The sequence below is a fragment of the Alkanindiges illinoisensis DSM 15370 genome (assembly GCF_000619845.1).
Lineage (GTDB): Bacteria > Pseudomonadota > Gammaproteobacteria > Pseudomonadales > Moraxellaceae > Alkanindiges > Alkanindiges illinoisensis.
In genome coordinates this window covers 240,413-262,026 of record NZ_KK211037.1, presented here as the reverse complement: position 1 = coordinate 262,026, position 21,614 = coordinate 240,413, and the positions used below count along the sequence as shown (strand labels likewise).

20 protein-coding genes and 1 tRNA gene are annotated in these 21,614 nt (G+C 46.3%); 11 read left to right on the top strand and 10 right to left on the bottom strand.

Annotation, left to right across the window (positions count from 1 at the left end; translation table 11 throughout):
* Positions 1–594 (bottom strand): BapA/Bap/LapF family prefix-like domain-containing protein (locus Q337_RS19125; RefSeq protein ID WP_026472372.1); only part of this gene is annotated, 594 nt, incomplete at its 3' end.
* A gap of 373 nt (positions 595–967) precedes the next feature.
* Between Q337_RS19125 and Q337_RS18090 the strand changes: the two genes are divergently transcribed.
* Positions 968–2,710 carry a poly alpha-glucosyltransferase gene (locus Q337_RS18090; protein ID WP_051526946.1) on the top strand — a complete coding sequence of 581 codons (1,743 nt, stop codon included), beginning with the start codon at positions 968–970 and terminating at the stop codon, positions 2,708–2,710.
* 36 nt (positions 2,711–2,746) lie between these two features.
* Entirely contained in the window at positions 2,747–3,058 is a 312-nt protein-coding gene (locus Q337_RS0115555; protein WP_026472371.1) for a catalase-related domain-containing protein, read from the top strand.
* Between the two features lie 36 nt (positions 3,059–3,094).
* Here Q337_RS0115555 and Q337_RS0115550 read toward each other — a convergent pair whose 3' ends face one another.
* The 3 genes from Q337_RS0115550 to Q337_RS0115540 are packed head-to-tail and all read right to left on the bottom strand — an operon-like array spanning position 3,095 to position 5,443.
* Positions 3,095–3,751, bottom strand: a complete 657-nt coding sequence (locus Q337_RS0115550; protein WP_026472370.1) for an HAD-IA family hydrolase — start codon at positions 3,749–3,751, stop codon at positions 3,095–3,097.
* A 37-nt stretch (positions 3,752–3,788) separates the two neighbouring features.
* The gene (locus Q337_RS0115545; RefSeq protein WP_026472369.1) at positions 3,789–4,457 is read right to left on the bottom strand and encodes an HAD family hydrolase; all 669 of its coding nucleotides are present in this window, start codon (positions 4,455–4,457) and stop codon (positions 3,789–3,791) included.
* Positions 4,458–4,516: 59 nt separating this feature from the next.
* Complete coding sequence (locus Q337_RS0115540; protein WP_034280642.1) at positions 4,517–5,443, bottom strand: RluA family pseudouridine synthase; 927 nt, start codon at positions 5,441–5,443, stop codon at positions 4,517–4,519.
* 847 nt (positions 5,444–6,290) lie between these two features.
* Between Q337_RS0115540 and Q337_RS0115535 the strand changes: the two genes are divergently transcribed.
* The 6 genes from Q337_RS0115535 (at position 6,291) to Q337_RS0115510 (ending at position 14,044) form a co-directional block, all read left to right on the top strand.
* A complete protein-coding gene (locus Q337_RS0115535; RefSeq protein WP_026472367.1) occupies positions 6,291–9,743 on the top strand; it encodes an Rne/Rng family ribonuclease in 3,453 nt (1,150 codons plus the stop codon).
* Positions 9,744–9,755: 12 nt separating this feature from the next.
* Positions 9,756–10,535, top strand: coding sequence for a MerR family transcriptional regulator (locus Q337_RS0115530; RefSeq protein WP_026472366.1), 780 nt, complete (start codon positions 9,756–9,758; stop codon positions 10,533–10,535).
* Between the two features lie 146 nt (positions 10,536–10,681).
* Complete coding sequence (locus tag Q337_RS0115525) at positions 10,682–12,523, top strand: long-chain-acyl-CoA synthetase (RefSeq protein ID WP_026472365.1); 1,842 nt, start codon at positions 10,682–10,684, stop codon at positions 12,521–12,523.
* A 148-nt stretch (positions 12,524–12,671) separates the two neighbouring features.
* A tRNA-Lys gene (locus tag Q337_RS0115520) sits at positions 12,672–12,747 on the top strand.
* A gap of 260 nt (positions 12,748–13,007) precedes the next feature.
* Positions 13,008–13,640 (top strand): hypothetical protein, encoded by a 633-nt coding sequence (locus Q337_RS0115515; RefSeq protein WP_026472364.1) that lies wholly within the window; start codon positions 13,008–13,010, stop codon positions 13,638–13,640.
* Positions 13,641–13,741: 101 nt separating this feature from the next.
* On the top strand, positions 13,742–14,044 hold the full coding sequence (locus Q337_RS0115510; protein WP_026472363.1) for a helix-turn-helix domain-containing protein: 303 nt from the start codon (positions 13,742–13,744) through the stop codon (positions 14,042–14,044).
* A gap of 84 nt (positions 14,045–14,128) precedes the next feature.
* Here the strand turns inward: Q337_RS0115510 and Q337_RS18085 are convergent, their stop codons facing one another.
* The 5 genes from Q337_RS18085 to Q337_RS0115485 form a co-directional block, all read right to left on the bottom strand.
* The gene (locus Q337_RS18085; protein WP_084494895.1) at positions 14,129–15,268 is read right to left on the bottom strand and encodes an aldo/keto reductase; all 1,140 of its coding nucleotides are present in this window, start codon (positions 15,266–15,268) and stop codon (positions 14,129–14,131) included.
* Positions 15,269–15,649: 381 nt separating this feature from the next.
* Positions 15,650–15,832 carry a hypothetical protein gene (locus Q337_RS18080; protein ID WP_156935832.1) on the bottom strand — a complete coding sequence of 61 codons (183 nt, stop codon included), beginning with the start codon at positions 15,830–15,832 and terminating at the stop codon, positions 15,650–15,652.
* Between the two features lie 349 nt (positions 15,833–16,181).
* Entirely contained in the window at positions 16,182–16,790 is a 609-nt protein-coding gene (locus tag Q337_RS18490) for a YidB family protein (RefSeq protein ID WP_051526945.1), read from the bottom strand.
* Positions 16,791–16,984: 194 nt separating this feature from the next.
* The gene (locus tag Q337_RS0115490; RefSeq protein ID WP_026472362.1) at positions 16,985–17,404 is read right to left on the bottom strand and encodes a protein YgfX; all 420 of its coding nucleotides are present in this window, start codon (positions 17,402–17,404) and stop codon (positions 16,985–16,987) included.
* Between the two features lie 21 nt (positions 17,405–17,425).
* Positions 17,426–17,680, bottom strand: a complete 255-nt coding sequence (locus Q337_RS0115485) for an FAD assembly factor SdhE (RefSeq protein ID WP_026472361.1) — start codon at positions 17,678–17,680, stop codon at positions 17,426–17,428.
* A gap of 212 nt (positions 17,681–17,892) precedes the next feature.
* Between Q337_RS0115485 and Q337_RS0115480 the strand changes: the two genes are divergently transcribed.
* From Q337_RS0115480 to Q337_RS18070, 3 genes are all read left to right on the top strand, one after another.
* A complete protein-coding gene (locus Q337_RS0115480) occupies positions 17,893–19,068 on the top strand; it encodes an acyl-CoA dehydrogenase family protein (RefSeq protein ID WP_026472360.1) in 1,176 nt (391 codons plus the stop codon).
* Positions 19,069–19,258: 190 nt separating this feature from the next.
* A complete protein-coding gene (locus Q337_RS19275; RefSeq protein WP_228133149.1) occupies positions 19,259–19,396 on the top strand; it encodes a hypothetical protein in 138 nt (45 codons plus the stop codon).
* A 33-nt stretch (positions 19,397–19,429) separates the two neighbouring features.
* Positions 19,430–19,993: a hypothetical protein gene (locus Q337_RS18070; protein ID WP_228133148.1), complete on the top strand. Its 564-nt coding sequence runs from the start codon at positions 19,430–19,432 to the stop codon at positions 19,991–19,993.
* A 31-nt stretch (positions 19,994–20,024) separates the two neighbouring features.
* Here Q337_RS18070 and Q337_RS0115470 read toward each other — a convergent pair whose 3' ends face one another.
* Positions 20,025–21,515, bottom strand: a complete 1,491-nt coding sequence (locus tag Q337_RS0115470; protein ID WP_026472359.1) for a flavin-containing monooxygenase — start codon at positions 21,513–21,515, stop codon at positions 20,025–20,027.
* Positions 21,516–21,614: the final 99 nt, after the last annotated feature.

Genomic DNA, 21,614 nt, shown 5'->3' with positions numbered 1-21,614 from the left:
GTCAGCGTCAGCGTCAGCGTCAGCGTCAGCGTCAGCGTCAGCGTCAGCGTCAGCATCGGCATCGGCATCGGCATCGGCATCTGCGTCGGCATCTGCGTCGGCATCTGCGTCAGTATCAGCATCAGCGTCGCCATCACCATCATTATTATTTGAACTACTGCCGCCGCCATCAGAACTTGCCAGGGCCGCCACGCCTCCTACCCCTAATGCACCTAGCAACCAGGGCATTGCTGCAATTCCTGTTCCTTCAGTCAGCAATAAAGGTTCTATCGATTCAAGGGGTAAATAATCAATTAAGGCAAATGCCCCGTTTTGTGGGTTAACCTCAGCCAGCCAGAATGACCCATCTGCATCGCGCAAGACCAGGCTATTACTGGTACTATTAGCCGCATCAAAAAAGCCATCTAATGTGACAACTTCACCATTTTTTAGTGTAACGACCAGAGAATTTTCCAGTCGCTCCATCTTTGCAACATCAGCCCGGTTTACACCCATCTGCACGATGGATGGTTCATTGAGTGTTATACGATTACTTACAGTGTTTTGTAAGGTTTCTGCCGAATGCTTAGAGACAACAACGATATTAGCGGCCATGATTTTACCTCTTTTAACAGGGTTCTTAATTAATCCTTTATTAGTTTTGGCAACAGAATTAACTCATAAATAAGTTCTTAAAGCTGCTGTTTTTCAATATATGAAATTATTTTTGTTTCTAATGTGAATTTATTTATACTTATGAACAGTTAATGTAAATTATAATTTTAAAAAGATATTAAAATAAGAAAATTTCCTAAATATTAATACTGAAATAATTTCTTTCATTATTTAAATTTTGAAATATATTGTTCAAATATTACCCAATAACATTATTTAACAAAATAGAATCTGCCAAATTTTAGTTTTTAAGTTATTAAAAAAGCTATAGTTTTAAAATTTAATATGGATCAAAGTTTCAGGATTTAAAATAATGAGCCAATCCCCTGATTTTAAAAAATTAATGGATCAAATCTATCAGTATTTCAATGACAAGCAGCACACTTTTCTGCCTGCTTCTGGTTGTCCTTACGTTTTGTTTGTCTCATATGGCAACAGGAGTCAGCGTGCTCAGGTCTGGCAGACCACTCATGACAATTTTGATGCAGCATGGAAACGCTGTCAGAATTTTTTAGCTAAACTTTATGAAAAAAATCAATCCCTGCCAGAGTTTATTAAAGTTGATCTAGCTTACCAGTTTGAAAAGACGAGCTTTGAAGCACTTCAACAACTTATTCAGGCTCAGCCCCACAACAACCACTTTCGGCGTGGAATTTCTTTTGATTCGCGTTTTGAACTGGCATTTTTAGAACAGGAGCTATATGGCAGTGCAATCATTAAGAGTGAAAAAATTACTCAGCCCGGTTATTTTGATCAGGCAAATCTAGCCAGCTATATTAAAAAGAAATATAAACATCAGCCAAAATTAGTATTAACTGGCATAAAGAATCAGCCTATTATTTTATTTGATACTTTTAGCCTATTTATTCAAAATAATTTGATTATTGAACTTAATTCTAAAGGTATGCTTAATGGCATTCGCGCTATTAATCATTCAGATTTTAAATCTCATATTCGCAATTTAATTACCGCTAATGCCGAGTTTCTTTATCAACAAATCCAGCCTAATGGTAAGTTTATCTATGGCTATTTTCCTGCCTACAATAAAACCCTTAAAAGTTATAATACGGTACGTCATTGCACCTCACTATATGCACTAATTGAAAGTCTGGAAGTTCAGGCGCAACCGAACTATCTTCCTAAAATTCGCCAAGCCATCGAGTTTGCCGTGCAGCATTTATATGCTGAGGTTCATATTAATAACCAGACTTTAGGGTACATGCTGGATGGCACTGCGCCTCAGCAGGAAATCAAGCTGGGTGCCAATGCAGCAGCCATTCTAATGATTACCAAATATTATCAGCTCACACAGGATGCCCAGTATCTGCCTTATGCAGAGAAAATTGCGAAAGGCATTTTGTCCATGGTGTCATCCAGTGGTGAAACCATTCATGTGCTGCATTACCCTTCACTTGAACTCAAGGAGAAATTTCGCATTGTTTATTATGATGGCGAAGCTGCTTTTGCCTTGTTGCGCCTGTATCAAATCAATCAAACCCCTGAATTGCTGGCCACGGTAGAGCAGATGTTTGAACACTTTATTGCCAAGGACTACTGGAAATATCACGATCACTGGCTCAGCTACTGTACCAATGAGCTCAGCATGATTAAGCCAGATCCACGTTATTTTGAATTTGGACTAAACAATTATCTAAAGAATCTAAAATTTATTAAAAACCGTCAAACTGCTTATGCCACCTTTCTGGAAATGCTCATGTCAGCGCATAAAATGGTATGCCGCTTAAAGGCCAACCCCAGCAAGGATGCCCAGCAAACCGCATTGCTGCAACAGGCGTGCCTGCCTGAACTGGAAGATACGATTGAGCTGCGTGCAAATTACCAGCGCATCGGTTTTTTCTATCCGGAAATGGCTATGTATTTTGGTAGTCCACAAACCATTTTAAATGCCTTCTTTGTCCGGCATGATCGCTTCCGTACCCGCATTGATGACAGTGAACATAATCTTTCAGGCTACATTGCTTATTATTTGCATTTTGAACGCCAATCACAGCCAGAAGCTGCCCAGTCTTTAATGCCCTCGTCCTTATTGGCCTAATGAGAACTAGGGCATTAACTTAACGATGCCAGCTTTATGGCAATAACCTTTAAACAGCCATCGTTACGGTTGCAGGCGGACTTTGCTGACCGCTTTAATCACCGCAATGATGCCGGCAACAATGACTTGGTACAGGTAACTGCCCTGTTTAATTTATTTAATGATGATCAAAAGCAACACTTGTATCAAAATATCAGCGAAGCCATGGCAGATGTTCCTGCGTTTATCATTGAGCGCCAGCTTGCCCTGCTTGACCGGGTGCATCCAGATTATGGCAATGGCGTGTGGCAAGTGTTGAACGATGATCAGGCCAGTGCACCGCAGCAAGGTGAACTGAAAAGCACCTAAGGTTGAAATAATCCTTACCTTGATAAAAAAACGCGTTTAAGGCATCAATACCTGCGCCAGTTCAGCCACTGAATGCACAATTGCCAGTGGCTGATATACAGCCAACTCAGCTTCGGAATGTACACCGTAGCTGACACCAATGCGTGGCATACCAATACTTTGTGCCATTTGCATATCATAGGTGGTATCCCCCACCATCACTGCTCGCTCAACGGGAATGCCTGTTTCTTGCAGCAATTGCTCCAGCATCAGCGGATGCGGCTTGGATCGGGCTTCATTGGCGCACCGCGTGGCAATAAAACGGTGGCGGCTTTGGGTTTGTGCCAAGACCCGATCCAGCCCAATGCGATTTTTCCCGGTAGCTACTGCCAGCAAAATCCCATGTTGCTCAAGCTGGGTTAATAGCTCATCCACACCACCAAACCAGCGTTGCGTGTTGGAGTTGGCCACATAATGCCGTGAATATTCAGCCTGAATATGCGGGTGTAATGCTTCATGTTCCGGGAACAGGGTTTGCATAACTTCCGGGAGTCCCAAACCAATGATATTTCTGGCTGCATCAGTAGTCAGGTCAATCTGGTATTGCTGCGCCGCCCATTGCAGGCTTTGCACAATTTGCGAGACCGAATCAAACAGCGTGCCATCCCAGTCGAAAATAACCAGTTCAAAAGGTAATTGGGATAAAGCCGTCATTAATGTTCCAGAACAATATTTAAAGTGCTACTTATGATTACTGACCCAGCAGAAACTGGCTAAGCTCATCCACTGACTCTGCAATGGCCAGCGGTTGCCAGGGTTCCAGCCGCTTGAGGCAGTATTCTTCATGATCACGGGTCACATATGCCGTGCCCAGCATGGAAACCCGTGCCAGTGTGGCCATTTCCATGTCCATGGCAGAATCGCCTATCATCAGTGCGCGATTGGGTACACATTCTGCCAGCGCCAAAATGGCATGAATCATGGCTGGATTGGGCTTGACCGGTCCCTGATCAGAACCCACGACAGAAAAAAAATAATGGTCAATCTTTAGTGTACGCATTTCTGCCAGCACTTCAGCCTGGGCTCGGCCCGCAACCACTGCCATTTTCTGGCCTGAGGACCACAACTGTTCCAGTAATTCTGCAATGCCTGCATAGAGCGTGGCAGGCTTGCGGAAAGTAGTAAAGCCTTCAAGATTTAGCAGCATTTTTAAGTCATTGACTTGCACGGCATGGTCAGCGGTAATGATCTGATCCAGCACCGGCACCATGCCACTTTCCTTTAAAGCTTCCCCCTGCGTACTTTCCGGCTGTTCTTTTTTGGCATCCAAAAATAAGTCGATAATGGGCGATACCGAATCAAACAGCGTGCCATCCCAGTCAAAAATAATTAAGTCAAATGAACCAAATGAAGTAATCAAATTGTCTAAAGCTCCATTTTGACTAAAGTCTAATTCTTCCCGACTATGCCGACCTAAACCTAAAAACGCAACTGCTGGATCAAATTTTTTATATCTGCTGGTAACTCTGCCTTAATAATTGAATAACCTGGAATTTCAAGCTGGGCAGCATGCAGACACAGGCGGCGCGCCGGTGTACCCTGCCATAAAACATCATGACCATATTTGTCATCGCCCACCAGCGGATGGCCAATAAACAGCCCGTGTACCCGGATTTGATGAGTACGTCCGGTTAATGGGCTGGCATTCACCAGTGTGGCCTGCTTAAAGCGTTCTGCCACCTGCCACAGGGTCTGGCTGGGCTTGCCTTCTTTAGACACCCGTACCCGGCGCTCCCCATTGGCCAGCTCATAGCGCAGCAAGGGTGCATCAATCATCTGGCTGTCCAGTAACACATTACCCTTCACCAGCGCCTGATAAGTCTTGCGGATTTTTCCAGTGCGCAGGTAATCCTGTAATAGCTTTAAGGTACTGCGTTTTTTACTGATCATCAGCAGGCCGGAAGTATCGCGGTCAATGCGGTGTACCAATTCCAGATACGGCTTGCCCAGTGCCTGCCGTAGCGCCTCAATCACCCCAAAGGCCACGCCACTGCCGCCATGCACCGCAATTCCGGCAGGCTTATCCAGTACAATCAGTCCCTCATCTTCAAATACAATCCGGTTTACCAGACTTTGCGCCAGCTCATCGCCCACTTTGACCTGAACCTGCTCATCAGCAGTTATCCGGCGAATAGGTGCTACCCGAATCTGGTCTCCGGTTTTTAGGCGGGTTTCAGCCTTTACACGACCCTTGTTCACCCGCACTTCACCCTCACGGATCAGGCGATAAATACGGCTTTTGGGCACGCCCTTTAAACGGCTAAACAAATAGTTATCAATGCGCTGGCCATCCTGGTGCTCATCAACCTCAAACCAACTTACCTGCTGCCAGCTTTGTTCAGCCATACCTAACCTGTATTTATAAAAAATGTGAATTCACGGCCTGCCTTGCAACAGTTGGGTTGTCTTTAAAAAAGCTCAACCTGCTTGCTGCTGCAAGGCACATATTTAGCAATGCTGGCCTGTGAGAAAAAATAACAAACAAGCCTGAAAAAATCCTGACTTCCCGTATGCTTAAACGAAAAGGTCTGATATAGTCAGCGCACGGTGGTGTTTGCCCATTGCTTTACCGGTTCAGTTGTGCCAATTGCACCCTGATGGTAAATGCCAAATGGTTATCCCTAGATAATGCGCAGCACGACCTTAAGGAATACATCCTCGCCGAGGGTTAAGTATATCGGCAAATCTTGTCAGCCTGTATGGGTTTTATCAAATACAAGCCAATCTGGCTGACAAGTTTAAATGAACCCTGCCTTTATGCAGGTTTAAATGAAAACTGATGCACACATAACAGGTCGCAATCCGCTGTTTTTGGTGTTTTAAAATCAGAAGACAAAACAGTTTACCGTGTCATGCAAACTGCCTTGCGCCATATTACGTGATCCGTAGTTGCGGCAGACACCATAGTGAACATGGTGATGCAGTCTTAAGGAATGACTTGATTTGGTTACGGTAAGCGTTTTGCGATTTTAGCCAAACAACAGGGAGCACCAATCCATTTGATTGGACGAGGCACCGCTATCCGGTGTCAAAGCAAGACTTTGACCTTTGATTAAAAGGAATTAGTACATATTGGTCAATGCGGTCTGTCCCATTGACACCCAATAGCCGATAGGTACTAAAAAGCTCGCCGTTCGCGCGATTATATGGCGAACCGATCTGTGTGTGTGTGTCACTATTAGGTGTCACACCCATGAAACGTATGCTGATCAATGCAACGCATGCTGAAGAAATTCGCGTTGCACTCATCACTGGTAATCGTCTATACGATTTTGACCTTGAAAACCGCACCCGCGAACAAAAGAAATCCAACATCTATAAGGGTCATGTCACCCGTGTAGAGCCTTCTCTGGAAGCTGTGTTTGTTGAATATGGCGCAAACCGTCAGGGCTTCCTGTCCATGCGCGAGATTGCCAACAGCTATCTGCAAGCCGATGCCCGTTCCACCCACAATATTCGTGACCTGATTAGTGAAGGTACCGAACTACTGGTTCAGGTCGAAAAAGAAGAGCGTGGTAATAAGGGCGCTGCCCTGTCTACCTTTATTTCACTGGCTGGCCGCTATCTGGTATTAATGCCCAACAACCCCAAAGGGGGTGGCATCAGCCGCCAGATCGCTGGTTCTGTGCGTGAAGAAATGAAGGAAATTCTGGCTACCCTGAATATTCCGCGCGGCATGAGTGTGATTGTACGCACTGCCGGGATTGGCCGCACGCCGGAAGAGCTACAGCTTGACCTGCAACATCTGCTCACCCTGTGGCAACAAATCCAGAATACCGCCAGTAATAGTCCATCACCTATTCTGGTGCATCAGGAAGCTGGTGTGGTCACCCGTGCCGTGCGTGATTACCTGCGTGATGACATCAGCGAAATCCTGATTGACAATGAACAGGCCTTTAATGAAGCCCATCATTTTGTACAACAGGTGATGCCGCACCAGATCGACAAGCTGAAAAAATATACCGCCAGCGAACCATTATTTGCCCGTTTTGGCATTGAAAGCCAGATTGAAACGGCTTATCAGCGTGAAGTCAAACTGCCTTCCGGTGGTTCGATTGTGATTGACCAGACCGAAGCGCTGGTATCCATTGACATCAACTCGGCCAAAGCCACCCGCGGCCATGATGTTGAAGACACTGCCCTTAATACCAATATTGAAGCTGCTGAAGAAATTGCCCGCCAGTTACGCCTGCGTGATATTGGTGGCCTGATCGTCATTGACTTCATTGACATGACCAAAGACCGTAACCAGCGTCTGGTGGAAAACAAGCTGCGTGAAGCCACTCAAAGCGACCGTGCGCGCATTCAGTTTGGTCAGCTATCACGGTTTGGCTTGATGGAAATGAGCCGCCAGCGTTTGCGTCCTTCACTGGAAGAAGCCACAGGTTATGTGTGCCCACGCTGTCATGGTACTGGCATGGTGCGTGACCTGCGTTCGCTGTCCTTGTCAATTATGCGCTCGATTGAGGAAATTGCCCTGCGTGAACGTCAGGGTGAAGTGCAAATTGAAGTACCGGTTGAAATTGCAGCGTTTCTGCTTAATGAAAAACGCAATGCCATTGTGTATCTGGAACAAAACAGTCAGGTACGCATTACGGTATTGCCGCACCCGCATCTGGAAACACCGCACTATCATATCCAGTACAACCGTGATGGTTTTGGCCCGGCCAGCTATGAGCGCACCGAAGCCACCCGCGCCAGCGAATCAGAACTGGGTTATGAAGCCACAGACTGGCAACAGCAACCTGTGGTCATTGAACCTGCCGCGATTACTGAAAAACCCCGCCATGCAGAGCCTGCCGTAAAAGCCCCAACCAGTCAGCCTGCTCCAGCAGCCAAGACAGACAACCGTGCCTGTGCCTGGCTGGAAAACCTGTTTGTCACCAAGCAGGCCAAGACCCAGGATGCGGTAAGCGCCAAAGATGCAGCCTCGGCCATTGAACAACTGGTCAATGATGGCGCAGTTAGCAAAGGTGTCTATGGCAGCCTGAACAAGGTGGCACCGGCCAAAGAAGAAAAGCCCGAAGTAGTGAATGTATACAGCAAGGGTGCTGTAGCACAGGACACCATTACAGCGGCAAGCCATGCGATCAGTAATGACAATAATGGTCGTGGCAACACAGGCAATGGTCGCCAGCGCAACAATAACCGCAAGCGCGATCAGCAGCGTGAACGTGAGCATAGTCCACGTGAACGTGAGGTGGTTGAAAGCGTAGACGTTGCTCAAATCGCTGAAGACAGCAACGCAGCACCACAAGTACGTGGCCGTGGTCGCCGTCAGCAGCCAAATCAGGACAGACAAGAGCGTCCTGAGCGTCAGGATCGCCCGGAAAGAACCGACAGCCAAGAGGCGGCTGTTCCACGTCGTGACCGTCAGGCCAGCAACCGTCCTGGCCGTGGCCCGCGTCACCGTGATCAAAGCGTACTGACCGAAGCTGTTGAGCAGGCCACAACCAGTGTGGTTGAAACCCGTAGCGTGCATGCTGCACACACTGAAACTGTAACGCAGCCTGCAATTGAAACAAATCATGCTGACCAAGCACCACGTTTGCTGGCAGTTGAGCATGAAACTCAGGTGCAGATGGTGGAAGCACTGGTTATCAATGTGGATTCTCACCAGTCCAGCCTGATTAGTCTCGATCAGCCTGAGCCGGTAGTCAATGAAGCCGCGCCCAACCATGCCGTTGATGTTGGTGAAGACCCAGCCAGTAACCTGCCAAGCGCAGATTCTGCCACCACAGCCGAGCCCCAGCGCGCGTTAAATGACCCGCGTGAACGTCGTCGTCGCCGTGAATTGGGTCTGGACGAGCCAGCGCTGCAATTTGCAGTTGACCCGGCCTTAATCATAGCTCAGGTAGACGAAGTGGCCAGTAGCAGTGCACAGCAGCTTCAGTCACTGCCGGTACAGGGCACCACGGGTGAATTTATCCGTGCTGTACTGGGTGATGCCGCCCAGGCTTTGCTGGAAGATGGCAATGTGATTACCGCATTCCTGCAAGCCCTGCAACAGCGTCATCAAGTGGCTAGCCCGGCAGAACAGCCTGCGCCAGTCCAGCAGCCTATTGCACCTGTAGAACCACAGGAGCCAGTAGAGTTACTACCGACAACGCCTCCTGAGCCCAAGCAACGTGCAGCCAATGACCCGCGTATGCGGCGCAGAATGGCGGCTGAAGCAGCACAGGATGGTACTGTAGTGCCTGAAACAAACCCGGTAAACGAGCCGCAGGCTAGCGCTGATGAGCAAGCTACCGCTGAACAATTAGGTGCAGCCGAAGCACCAGTGGCTGAACCTGTGGATGGCAGTACTGCTGAAACCCAGCCTGAGCAGGCAACTCACGATAACCCGTCAGTTGAAGTAATCCAGGCCAATCCGGTGGTGACCACTGAGGTGAATGCTTCAGCTGAGCAAGACCAGCAGGCTGCCCAGCCTGTGGGTGAATCCGAAGCCAACCTGCAAGCCGTGGTTGCAGCCAATGCTGAAACTGCCACGCCATCCGATGACAAATCAACTGACCAGTCTCACCAATTGGCAGCTGATGAACAGTCGGACAGTGCTGACGCTGACTCCAAGGCTGACAAGGAAAAACCAGCCCGACCACGTCGTCCACGGGGCCGTCCACCGAAAAAGCAGGGTGCTTCTTCGTAAGCATGTACCGTCATGGGTAAACACTTCCCGGACAGTGATACGCCAGCCAGTTCTGAGTACACCATTACTCAACTGGCTGAGCTAACCCTTGCCAGCATCCGCAATATCCGCGCCTATCAGGAAAAAGGCATTTTGCCTGCCCCGGTTAAGCGCGGACGCATTGCCATCTACGGCGAAGACCATCTGGTTCGCCTGCGCATGATCCAGCAATTACTGACCCGTGGCTATTCGATTGCCAATATCAGCGAAATCCTGCATGCCCATGAACAGGGCCATAATCTGAACCAGTTGATTGGCCTGAATACGGCTGTTGCCAATATCTGGACTGAAGAACAACCGCTTCATTTAACCCTTGATGCACTGGCCAGCCGTTTTAGTACGGCACCCACCTCGCAGGACATCCAGTATGCATTTGAAGTAGGGGTGCTTGAGCCAGCGCCAGATGGCCTGGTTAAAATCAGCCATGCTGGTCTGCTGCAACTTGCCACCACCCTGATTGACTATCAATTCAGCTTTCGTCAGCTGCTGGATATTGTGGTAAACCTGCGCAAAAATCTGGACACTGCCGCCACCTCTGTTGCAGAAATTGGCCTGTCTATTGTTTTCCCTCAAGTACCTTCTGTGCCCCCGCTTGAGCTGCATCAGGCCACTGCTCTGGTTGATCAGCTGCGCCCACTCTTTGCAGCCACAGTGGCCATTGAACTGAATAATGCCCTGTCACGTGCCCTAAAACAGCAAATGACCCAGTATATGGTGAGCCATGTGCTAAAACAGTCTGATAATTCGTCCTAATGGGCTCTTGACCCGCGCCAGATTTAACGGATAATCGGGCATATTTTTGTTACCCATGCACGATTCGCTGGCCTGTTGTGGCAACCCTGCAACAGGCGCTGCCAATTTAAAACCCTGTACCGACTTAAAATAAAGGATCGCTATCCATGAGCCAGTCTAATCAGAAAGATGTTATTACCTTAAGCGAAGTGGCAAAGCGGGTTCCTCGTTTACTCAAAAAACTGCCTCATGTGCTGAATGGCCTGATCCTGGCCAACGATACCCGGGCCAGCAAACCAATGGGTCTGGGCTGGGCATTTGAAAAAACCGTTCGGCAAAACCCGTATGGCAAAGCCATTTTATATAAAGAGACTGAGCTGAATTATGTGCAGTTCAATGAATGGATTAATCAGATTTCGCATTTCTTTTTGTCCAAAGGCCTGCAAAAAGGCGATGTGGTTGCCGTCTTTGTTGAAAACCGCCCCGAACTGCTGGCCACAGTGGTTGCACTGGCCAAAATTGGTGTAACTGCCGCGCTGGTCAACACGGCGCAAACAGGCAAAGTATTGTGCCACAGCATTAATCTGGTACAGCCCCGCGCGATTGTGGTCGGTGCAGAAGTACAGTCTTCCCTGCATGAAGTGCTGGAAAATCTGGATGTGAACAAGCAGGAAGTGTACTGGTTTGCAGATCAGGATACCTTAAAGGATGCAGGCACTGCACCCGCAGGCTACCAGAATCTGGCCAGTATTATCCAGCAGTACCCCAGCTTTAACCCGCCAACCACCAATAGCGTGTATTTTGTCGACGGCCTGTTCTATATTTACACCTCAGGCACGACTGGCCTGCCAAAAGCGGTGGTTTTCACCCATGGTCGCTGGATGCGTGCTTACGGGACGTATGGTCATATCATGGATTTAAACCAGCACGACGTCATGTATGTGACCCTGCCGTTTTATCATGCAACGGCCATGGTAGTGTGCTGGGCAGCGGTACTGGCGGGTGGTTCGGCGCTGGCTATTCGGCGCAAGTTTTCTGCCCGTGAATTCTGGGCAGATGTGCAGCGCTTTGATGCCTCGGCCATTGGCTATGTGGGTGAGCTGTGCCGTTATCTGCTGGAAACCCCAGCCACCTCTATGGATAAAGACCACCGTGTGACCAAAATGATTGGCAACGGCATGCGTCCCACCATCTGGAACAAGTTCAAGCAACGCTTTGGTGTAGAAGAAGTGATGGAGCTGTATGCCTCCAGTGAAGGTAACGTGGGCTTTAGCAATATTTTCAACTTTGACAATACTGTCGGCTTCTCTCCTACTCCTTATGCCATTGTTAAATTTGACAAGGAAAAAAACGAACCCATCAAGGACAGCAAAGGCCGATTTATCAAGGTTAAAACTGGCGAAACTGGTCTGCTGATTGGCAAGATTACCAAACGCGCGCCCTTTGATGGCTACACAGACCCGGAAAAAAACAAATCCGTGGTATTTGAAAATGTATTCAAACAAGGTGACCGTTATTTCAACACTGGTGATCTGGTGCGTGATATTGGCTACCGTCATGCCCAGTTCGTTGACCGCCTGGGCGACACTTTCCGCTGGAAAGGTGAGAACGTATCTACTACCGAAGTTGAAAATCTGGTGGCTGAGCATCCAAAAATCAGTGAAGCCGTGGTGTACGGTGTGGAAATCCCTAACACCAATGGCCGCGCTGGCATGTGCGCCATTACTCCGCATGAAGGCCATAGCCTTGAAGAAAGTGATTATGCCGAACTGCTCAGTTTCTTCCAGCAAAATATGCCTGCTTATGCGGTGCCAGTATTTTTACGTGTTCAGAAGCAAATGGAAACTACGGGAACCTTCAAGTACCAGAAGAACACGCTAAAAACCCAGGCGTTTGATCCAAGCAAAACTGATGAAACCATCCTAGCGTGGTTGCCGGGTGAAAAGCAGTACTGTGTCGTAACAACTGATATTCATGCCAATATTCAGGCATCCAAGTATCGTTTTTAGGCCCAAATTGCCTAAAAACCCAGCAAACCGCCGTCTGTAATGCATTCGGCGGTTTTTTTATGACCAAACAATGAAATAAAGCCACATTGGCGCTTGCCATATTTCAATAAGCTGATAGAATGTGCGCCACAACGAAGCGTTGTGTTATGGGTCGTTAGCTCAGTCGGTAGAGCAGCGGACTTTTAATCCGTTGGTCCCGCGTTCGAGTCGCGGACGACCCACCATATACTTCAAATCCATATGTGCCGCAAGGTATGATATGGTGATTAAAGGCTTAAACTTCACGGTTTAAGCCTTTTTTTATGGCTGATGATAAAACGATAAAGTCTAATTCAGTTAAGTTATTCTTGCTAAATATTTTATTTCTCTACAAAAAAATACATTATATTTAATTTACCAAATCTTGGGTACTTAAACTATAAATGAGCTACTTTGAACATTTATTTACTTTAGCGATGTATTTAAGAAAATCTTGGAGATAATTGTGGAAGATGCAATAGACAAAATACTTATAGAACAATTTGATAATGCTGAAAAGTCTATTAAATTTATTACCCATAAAATTTTAAAAAAACATTCTAATAAGCTACCTCATGATTACTTTGTTAGTTTAGAAATAAAAGTCAAAAATTGGAATCAAGTTACACAACATGAAAGATTAACTTACTTTCACAGTATAGATAAGAACTTAGAAGTACTTTTTAAGCCATCTGAAAAAAATATTATGTATCAGTTAAATAAAATCTTCTATTTCAGATTTATAATGTTTGATGCTATTAAACTCTCTCAATATAAAAGGGCTATTATTGCTTATGGTTGGCTCCAGAATTTTCTTGGTCAAATATCTCAAGGAATATGGGAGCGTAATGACCATTTTAGAGCAGCAGACTTAGCCAGAGCCAAGCATGAAAAACAAAAAATGAAAGAGGCACCTACTAGAACTAGTGCTTTAAATTTATGGAAATCTCTTAATCCTAAAACAGGGAAAGGCTGGAGAAGCTATACAGAATGTGCAAATTATTTTTGTATTCAACAACAAGATGAATCTTTAAGTCCTCGCACAGTAGCATCATGGATTAGTACTTATGAGAAACATAAGCCTAAAAATCCATTATAATATTACAATCTGCTAGCATATTGTACGCTGTGCTAGGACTATGTTTTACATAAAAAATGAATAATAAGAAACTATAGCTATCTCAAAACGGAGCTATAGCAATGCAACCTCTTCTTAAATTTTCAAACACTTCATCTTTATCCAACCTGACTCAAGATGCGCAAAAACAGCGTGTGCTTGAACATTTACAGCACAATCCAGCCATAGGTTTAAATCGCTTTGAAGCCGATAAATTGCTTAATGTCTGCCACCTTGCTGCACGCATTAAGGCCTTGCGTAATGAAGGCTATTCAATCATTAGCGTGGCAGAAATTGCCCATGATTTAAATGGCAGGCCGCACAAAGGCATTGCCCGCTACTTTTGGCAGGCTTGCCAGCAGCATCAGATGGCTAAAGCGGCTTAACCTATAAATCAGCCCAAGAAAATAAAGAGGGACAATATTGCCCCTCTCTAACTTAATGCCAGTGGATCGCAAATTATGTGCCGATCAATTACCTTGACGGGATTGTGGTACAGGCGCATCAATCTCAATCAGCTTTTCAGACTTCAGTTCATCCCAAAAGCTTTGCGGGATTTCAACCCCCAATGACTGTACATTGGCTTCCACCTGCGCGGCAGTACGTGCGCCCGGAATAATGGCAGCCACTGCGGGATGAGCTTCGGCAAATTGCAATGACGCTGTGCGTAAATCAATCCCGTATTCATCCAGCACGCGCTGTACCCGTGCGCGTTTGTCTGGTGCCCACTCAGGAATGGTGCCGTCATACAAATAGCGCTCACGCCCGCCCAGATAGCCTGCCAGCAACGGTGAACCAATCACCGCAGAAGCGCCCTTCTCAGCAATTTTTGGAAGGGTTTCATGCAGTGCCCGACTGTGATCCAGTAAGGAATACTGGCAGGCCAGCAAAAAGATATCCGGGTCTGCGACTTCCAGCGCTTTTAGTACGGGTTCAGGGCTATTCACCCCAAAACCCCATGCCTTGATAATGCCTTCCTCACGCATGCGGGTTAGCTCAGGCATTGCCCCTTTCACCGCTTCTTCAAAACGCTGTTCCCACGGCATGCCCAGGTCTTTTTCATTGTCTGGCGACAGGTCATGGATATACACAATATCAATTTGCGAAACGCCCAAACGCTGCAAGCTGTCCTCAATGGAACGCCTGACGCCCTCTGCCGAATAATCATAGCGATAGTCAAATGGTGCCGGATCAGTCCACATGGTGTCTGGAATCTGATGGGTTGCCGTTAGGATGCGCCCAACCTTAGTTGATAGCGTGTAATGCTCAGGCCTTAAGGTATGCAGGGCATGGCCAAAGCGCCGCTCGCTTAAGCCCAGTCCATACCACGGTGAGGTATCAAAATAGCGGATACCAGCATCAATGGCAGCCTGTAAGGTATGCTGGGCTGCTGCATCAGAGGTTGGGGTAAATCCATTGCCAATCGCTACACCGCCTAGCCCCAGGCGGGTAATAGGGCGGCAGCGTGTACTGGCTGAGCTATTTGCAGTGCTGTTCTTGCTTGTATTATTGCGCGGTATTTGTGCCGTACCATGCTGATAACCCTGCGTGGGCATCACGGTGCCGGGCTGTTTAAGGTTGGCATACTGGTCAGTATCAGAAATTGACATCGTTAGCTCCTAATTTTGCTGTTCGTTCGCTATGGGCATTCTTGAAGATTGCCATGCTGGTTTTTACTCATGAATCAGCATCACAAAAATGCATGTGCAGGTTACCCCGCTGACTTTCGATAAATGCTTTAGGGCAAAGCATTAACCTAGCGTGCTTAACTGGCTTAATTAAGAGGTAATTTGTTAAGAGAAAATTGTTTTATTCAGAATGATGTATGGGTAAGTCAGTATAATTATTGAAATGACCGACTTAATGCTTATTGCTGTTATCAATGGATGATAAATACTGCAGATCGAAAAGCCTGATCATCAAAAAACCGGGCCACAAAAAAGCCTTGTACCACTTAGTGTATACAAGGCTTCTTGAGGGTTATTGAATGTTTAGCCATGTTTTGCAACCGTCATACCCGCATGAGCTGATTTTGGCTTCATGCTGGCAGACGTTGAATTAAGCTGCATTTCATCCTTACGGAAATGATCCATAATGATGGTACCAATACGACCAACAACTACAGCAAACAAGAACGCAATCACGGGATATAAAATAGCAGGAACTGTCATCATGATCTTTACCTCTATTTGAAATATAAATGTAATATGAGTCACAGCCACGTTACTCATGGCCTAAATGTACGCATTTTTTGAAGTTTTTGAGCATAGATTGTCGGACAAGTGCTGATCCATAACAATAATCCGGAAAGATTGTCAGACAATTTTTTAAAATTTTTAGCAATATTTACTTAAGTATTTATTTTTAAAATTCTTTTCAAATTATTTCATTTTTTTTACCATGCAAAACCTGCCCGACAGTTTAGAAGCCTGTAACGTAACAGTATGTAACCCACTGTCTATAATAAGAAAAGCCTGCAAGCGCAGGCAATCAATCAGTGGTTTTTAAGTGTTTTTACACTATTTACAAATGGCTAAGCCGGGTCAGCACGTTATTGGTTTCTATATCAGCATGGGATAAATCATCATTGCGGGAACTGGTGAGAATATCAATTACCTGTGGCAACACAACCGCAAGGCCAGTGTGCGCTGTCGCAGTGCTAATACCAAACTGCTGTGTCACCTGCTCAATGCTGTCGGAGGCAAACAGGCCATCAAGCATATCGGGTGTAATGCGATCATTAATTCCCGGCCCCACCCATGACGCAACCTGGGATTCTAGCCCTTTTTGTCGTAACACCTGCAAGGCCGGATTCAAGCCACCCTGCTGCTTAATCCAGTGTAATACCAGTGGAATCAGCTTGAGCATAAAGGAAGCCTGTCGCTCAGGCTGTGCAAACGCATGCTCATGCATGTTACCGCCTGCCAGCCCTCCAAGCGCTGAATCAATGACCTGATTCACCACTGTACGGTCAATATGGGCAGGATCAGTATGGGTCACAGGATCATGCTTGGTTCCCAAACCCAGCACCTGTCCATGCATTGGGTCCTTAAAGCCTGCATCGGCCAATGCTGAATGCTGGCCACTGGCCTGCTGGATTAATGCGTCTATCATGGCTGTTAATGTTGTCATTGCTGGCTCCTTACTTCTTAAATGTTTCTACCCAGGCTGTTCTATGTTTTGCTGTTAAATCGCCATTGTTAAAATCATGGCGCAGTACAATGCTTCAAAAGGGTAGTTGTTATTTTCACTATATAAAGATGAGCAACGCTAAAGCATTGATATTTTGATGTAATGCTGTAATGAAATGCAGGTTATGGACAGGTTTAAAACCCGTTTTGTTGTGAATCATTTAATCCATGCAGCACCCTTAAACGCCGCCATTGTGTTTCATCAACCTGATCGCGCCAGATAGCAACATAGAGAGGCGGTTGATGGGTAGTGGTTAAGGTCAGATGGATTACAGGGCCTAAATAGCGAATTTGAAGCAACTGACCGCTGTATCGCCTGCCCTGACTGTATTGCCAGTACCAGCTCTGGCTATCGCCCTGCCATAGCATTGTAATACAACGCGTTGCCACCAGCTTGGGCCAGCCCAGATGCAGGCCCAGCAGTATGCCAATCAGCACTATCGCTAGCGGCCATGCCAAGCCACTGGTCCAGATTAATCCAGCCAGCAGGGCCAGTGTCAGCCAGTGAATCACCTGCTGCATACGGCTTGGGCGTAGCGTCACATCAACCAGCATGGACAATGGCGGCTTATTGAATTAATGCAGCAGATTTTTCAGTTTTGCAATCATCTCAACCAGCTCTGGTTGTTCTGGCTCACTCACTGCCATAAACCAATCCAGCAAATCCGGGTCTTCCTGTTCAATCAGTAAGGCAAAGGCCTGTTTTTCAGCCTCAGGTGCCGTTAGGTAATGCTGGCGTACATAAGGGTCAAAATAAATATCCAGCTCTTTTAAGCCACGACGCGCACGGTAAATCACCTTGCGGTCATGCAAACTGATGTCATCACTCATGCCTTACTCCAGCCAATCAAAATCGTGGTGTAGTGTAGCATGCTGCTGGTTTATCCACCGTCCTGCCTTTGACAGAAAATTGGCAAAAACAGTAGATACTACTCAGTTTTTGGCAATAAAACCCATTGTTGCTCCGGCCATAATCTTCTTTACTGTGTGCCAGGTTTTATTAGCATTTTTGCTGACCCCACTGATTATTTGCAAGGAATCCCATGAGCGCAGCCAACCTACTCCGTCCTTTGCCACCAATGGCACCACGTACCATTTATAACGAAGAGCACGAAGCCTTCCGCGATACCGCACGCCGTTTTTTTGAAACTGAAATTGCCCCTTACCATGAAAAATGGGCCGAGCAGCAGCATCTGGATCGTGGGCTTTGGAACAAGGCCGGTGAGCTGGGCCTGCTGTGCGCCACGATGCCGGAACAATATGGCGGCAGTGGCGTAGACCGCCTGTACAGCGCCATTCTGATGGAAGAACAGGCCTATGCGCTGGATTCAGCCTCTGGCTTTGCCCTGCACTCTGATATTGTGGCCAACTATATTTTAAACTTTGGCAATGAAGACCAGAAATCCACCTGGTTGCCTAAAATGGCCACTGGTGAAGTGGTTGGTGCGATTGCCATGACCGAGCCGGGTACAGGTTCTGACCTGCAAGGTATTCGCACAACAGCCGTTGCTGATGGCGATGACTATATTGTAAATGGCTCCAAGATTTTTATTACCAATGGCTACCTGTGTGACATGGCTGTGGTTGCCGTAAAAACCGGCAATAGCGAAAAAGGCGCACAAAACATTTCCCTGCTGATTATGGATGCCAAGGCACCCGGCTTCACCAAAGGCAAGCCGCTAAAAAAAGTCGGTATGCATGGTCAGGATACCTGCGAGCTGTTTTTTGATAATGTACGGGTGCCAAAAACCAACCTGCTGGGCATGGAAGGCATGGGCTTTATCATGCTGATGAAAGAACTGGCTTGGGAACGCCTGATGGTGGGTCTGATGTCACAAGCCGCAGCAGAAGCCGTATTTGCCCATACCGTGCAGTACACCAAGGATCGCAAAGCGTTTGGCAAGCCGATTGGCGCATTCCAGAACACCCGCTTCAAGCTGGCTGAGCTGCGTACCAAAATTGATATTGGCCGTACCTACGCCGATCGCTGCATGGAACTACAGGTGCAAAATGCATTAAGCGTTGAAGCTGCTGCGGCTGCCAAATACTGGTTATCTGACATGGTGAACCAGATTGTGGATGAATGCGTGCAGTTGCATGGCGGTTATGGCTTCATGATGGAATATCCGGTTGCCCGCGCTTATGTGGACAATCGTGCGCACCGTATTTATGCGGGCACTAATGAAATCATGAAAGAGCTGATTTCACGTACCCTGTAATCTTTCTGCTTTAATTCTCTTTTTAATCAGGGCTATTCTGGCAACAGCATAGCCTTTTTTATTGCTACGGCTTTCAGCACTGACTTTTTAAGCTGAACAGAAATGCTTGAGTAGCCAATGCCTGCAAGCAACTTAAAGCATATAAGAAAAATAAGGCCCAAAACTGATAACAAATTTTATAGGTGACATCATGATTAAAACTGCTTATGCCCCCGCTTACCCGCATGATTCATTTATAGAAATTTTTCCTGATATTTACCTATTACAAGGCAGTATTAAAATAGCATTGGGTTTAAGCATGAACCGCAACATGGTCATTGTTAAATAGCAAAATGATTTAATTTTAATTAATGCTATGCGGATGAATGAGAAGGAATTAAACCGGCTAAATCAGTTAGGCCATGTTCGGCATGTTATTCGTTTAGGCGATTTTCATGGTCTGGATGACCAGTTTTATATTGATATCTATCAGGCGCATTTCTGGAGCCAACCAAATCACGCAACCTATAAAGAACTGGTTCCTGATAGCTTCGTTAGCTCCTCTACAAAACCGCCTATTAACGATGCAGAATTTTTTATTTTTAATACTGCGCAATATCCTGAAGCCGCATTATTCATCAGGTCTGCCAAATTACTCATTACAACCGATAGCATTCAGTACTGGACTAACTGGAAGTACATGAGCTTTGCCACCAAAATCATTTTATTCATTATGGGTTTTCGGCTTGGCCTTTTTATTGGTGGCCCCTGGTTAAAACGGGTCACGCCAAAAGGTAAAAGTCTACAAACAGATTTTGAAAACCTGCTTCAATTAGATTTTGATGCGCTCATTGCAGCACATGGCACATTATTAAAAAGCAATGCAAAAACACAACTTATAGACGTAGTTAGACGTAAATTTCCAACCAACAAAAAAGTGCCATAAGGCACTTTTTTATTTAGATTTAAAACAGGGCTTAACCAAACAGCTTAAAGCGCTTTTTGTTGTTGGCCTTGCCACCATCAAAGGTCAGTATATCATCTTCAAAGCTACTGCTGCGTAGCTCAGCCTTATCTTTTAGATAATTCATGGAAACACGCCATGGTTCACTTTTGCCCTGACGTGGCATCACATGCTCGGCACGCTTGATATATCCTGAGGCCAGACTACCCATCACCGTATCATCGGTTAACTCACTGGCATCTGCCTTGGCCAACACAACCTTATAGTGCTTCTTGTCCATATAGTTAAACAAACGTGCCAGATAATCAGCAGCCACGTCCACTTTAAGCGTCCAGGATGCATTGGTATAGCCAATAATAATGGCAGCATTCGGGATATTACTCAGCAATACACCTTTGTACAGCATGTGATTGGAAGTATTCACTGGCTGGCCATCAATGCTAGCCTGCAGGCCACCCAGAATCTGGATATTCAGCCCAGTGGCAGACACAATAATATCGGCATCCAGCTGTTTGCCAGATTTCAGCAATATCCCGTTTTCAGTAAAGCGTTCAATCTGGTCGGTTTCAACCGAAGCTTTACCGCGTTTAATGGTTTTAAACAAGTCACCATCCGGCACCACACACAGGCGCTGATCCCAGGGATTGTAATTCGGGGTAAAATGCTTCATGTCCACATGCTTGCCGACCTGAAGTTTAACTGCCTTTAACAGGAATTTTTTCACCAGTTCCGGTTTTTCCTGTGACAGTTTAAACACCAGACGTTGCACCCCAATATTACGGCTACGGGTCAACTGATACGCCACTTTTTCCGGCATGAATTTCTTCATCTTGTCGTACAGGGCATCAATAGCAGGAACTGTCGCAATATAGGTTGGCGAGCGCTGGAGCATGGTGACATGCGCAGCCTTGTCTGCCATCGAAGGCACCAGTGTAATAGCAGTAGCACCACTACCAATAATCACCACTTTCTTGCCGCTATAATCCAGATTCTCAGGCCAGTGTTGCGGCTGAATTACAGTGCCCTTAAACTTGTCTTCATCTGGGTAAGCCGGTTTAAAACCTTGGTCATAATTATAATAACCGGTACAGCCCAGCAGGAAGTCCGCAGTCCACTGTTCAGTCGTATTATTAGCAACATTCAGTACTTCAAGTTCCCACATTTTTTTGGCTGAAGACCAGTTGGCTGTTTTCACCTGACGCTGGAAATGAATATGCTCAAAAATATTATATTCTTTGGCAGTTTCATTCACATAATTGCGGATTGAAGTGCCATCAGCCAGTACTTTGGATTGAGTCCACGGCTTAAACTCAAAACCAAAAGTGGACATGTCAGAATCCGAACGAATTCCCGGATAACGGAACAAATCCCAGGTTCCACCGATACTTTCACGACGCTCCAGAATCGCAAATTTTTTCTGTGGTGCCTTGAGTTTCAAGTGTACGGCGCTACCAATCCCTGAAATACCTGCACCAATAATCAATATATCAAAATGTTGAGCCATCTGTGTCATCAATCCGAATTAACTTGCCTAAAACATAGTCACTAAATTGACAATAGTCAATGTCAATTTAGGCCATTAGAGTAAATACACTAATAATTT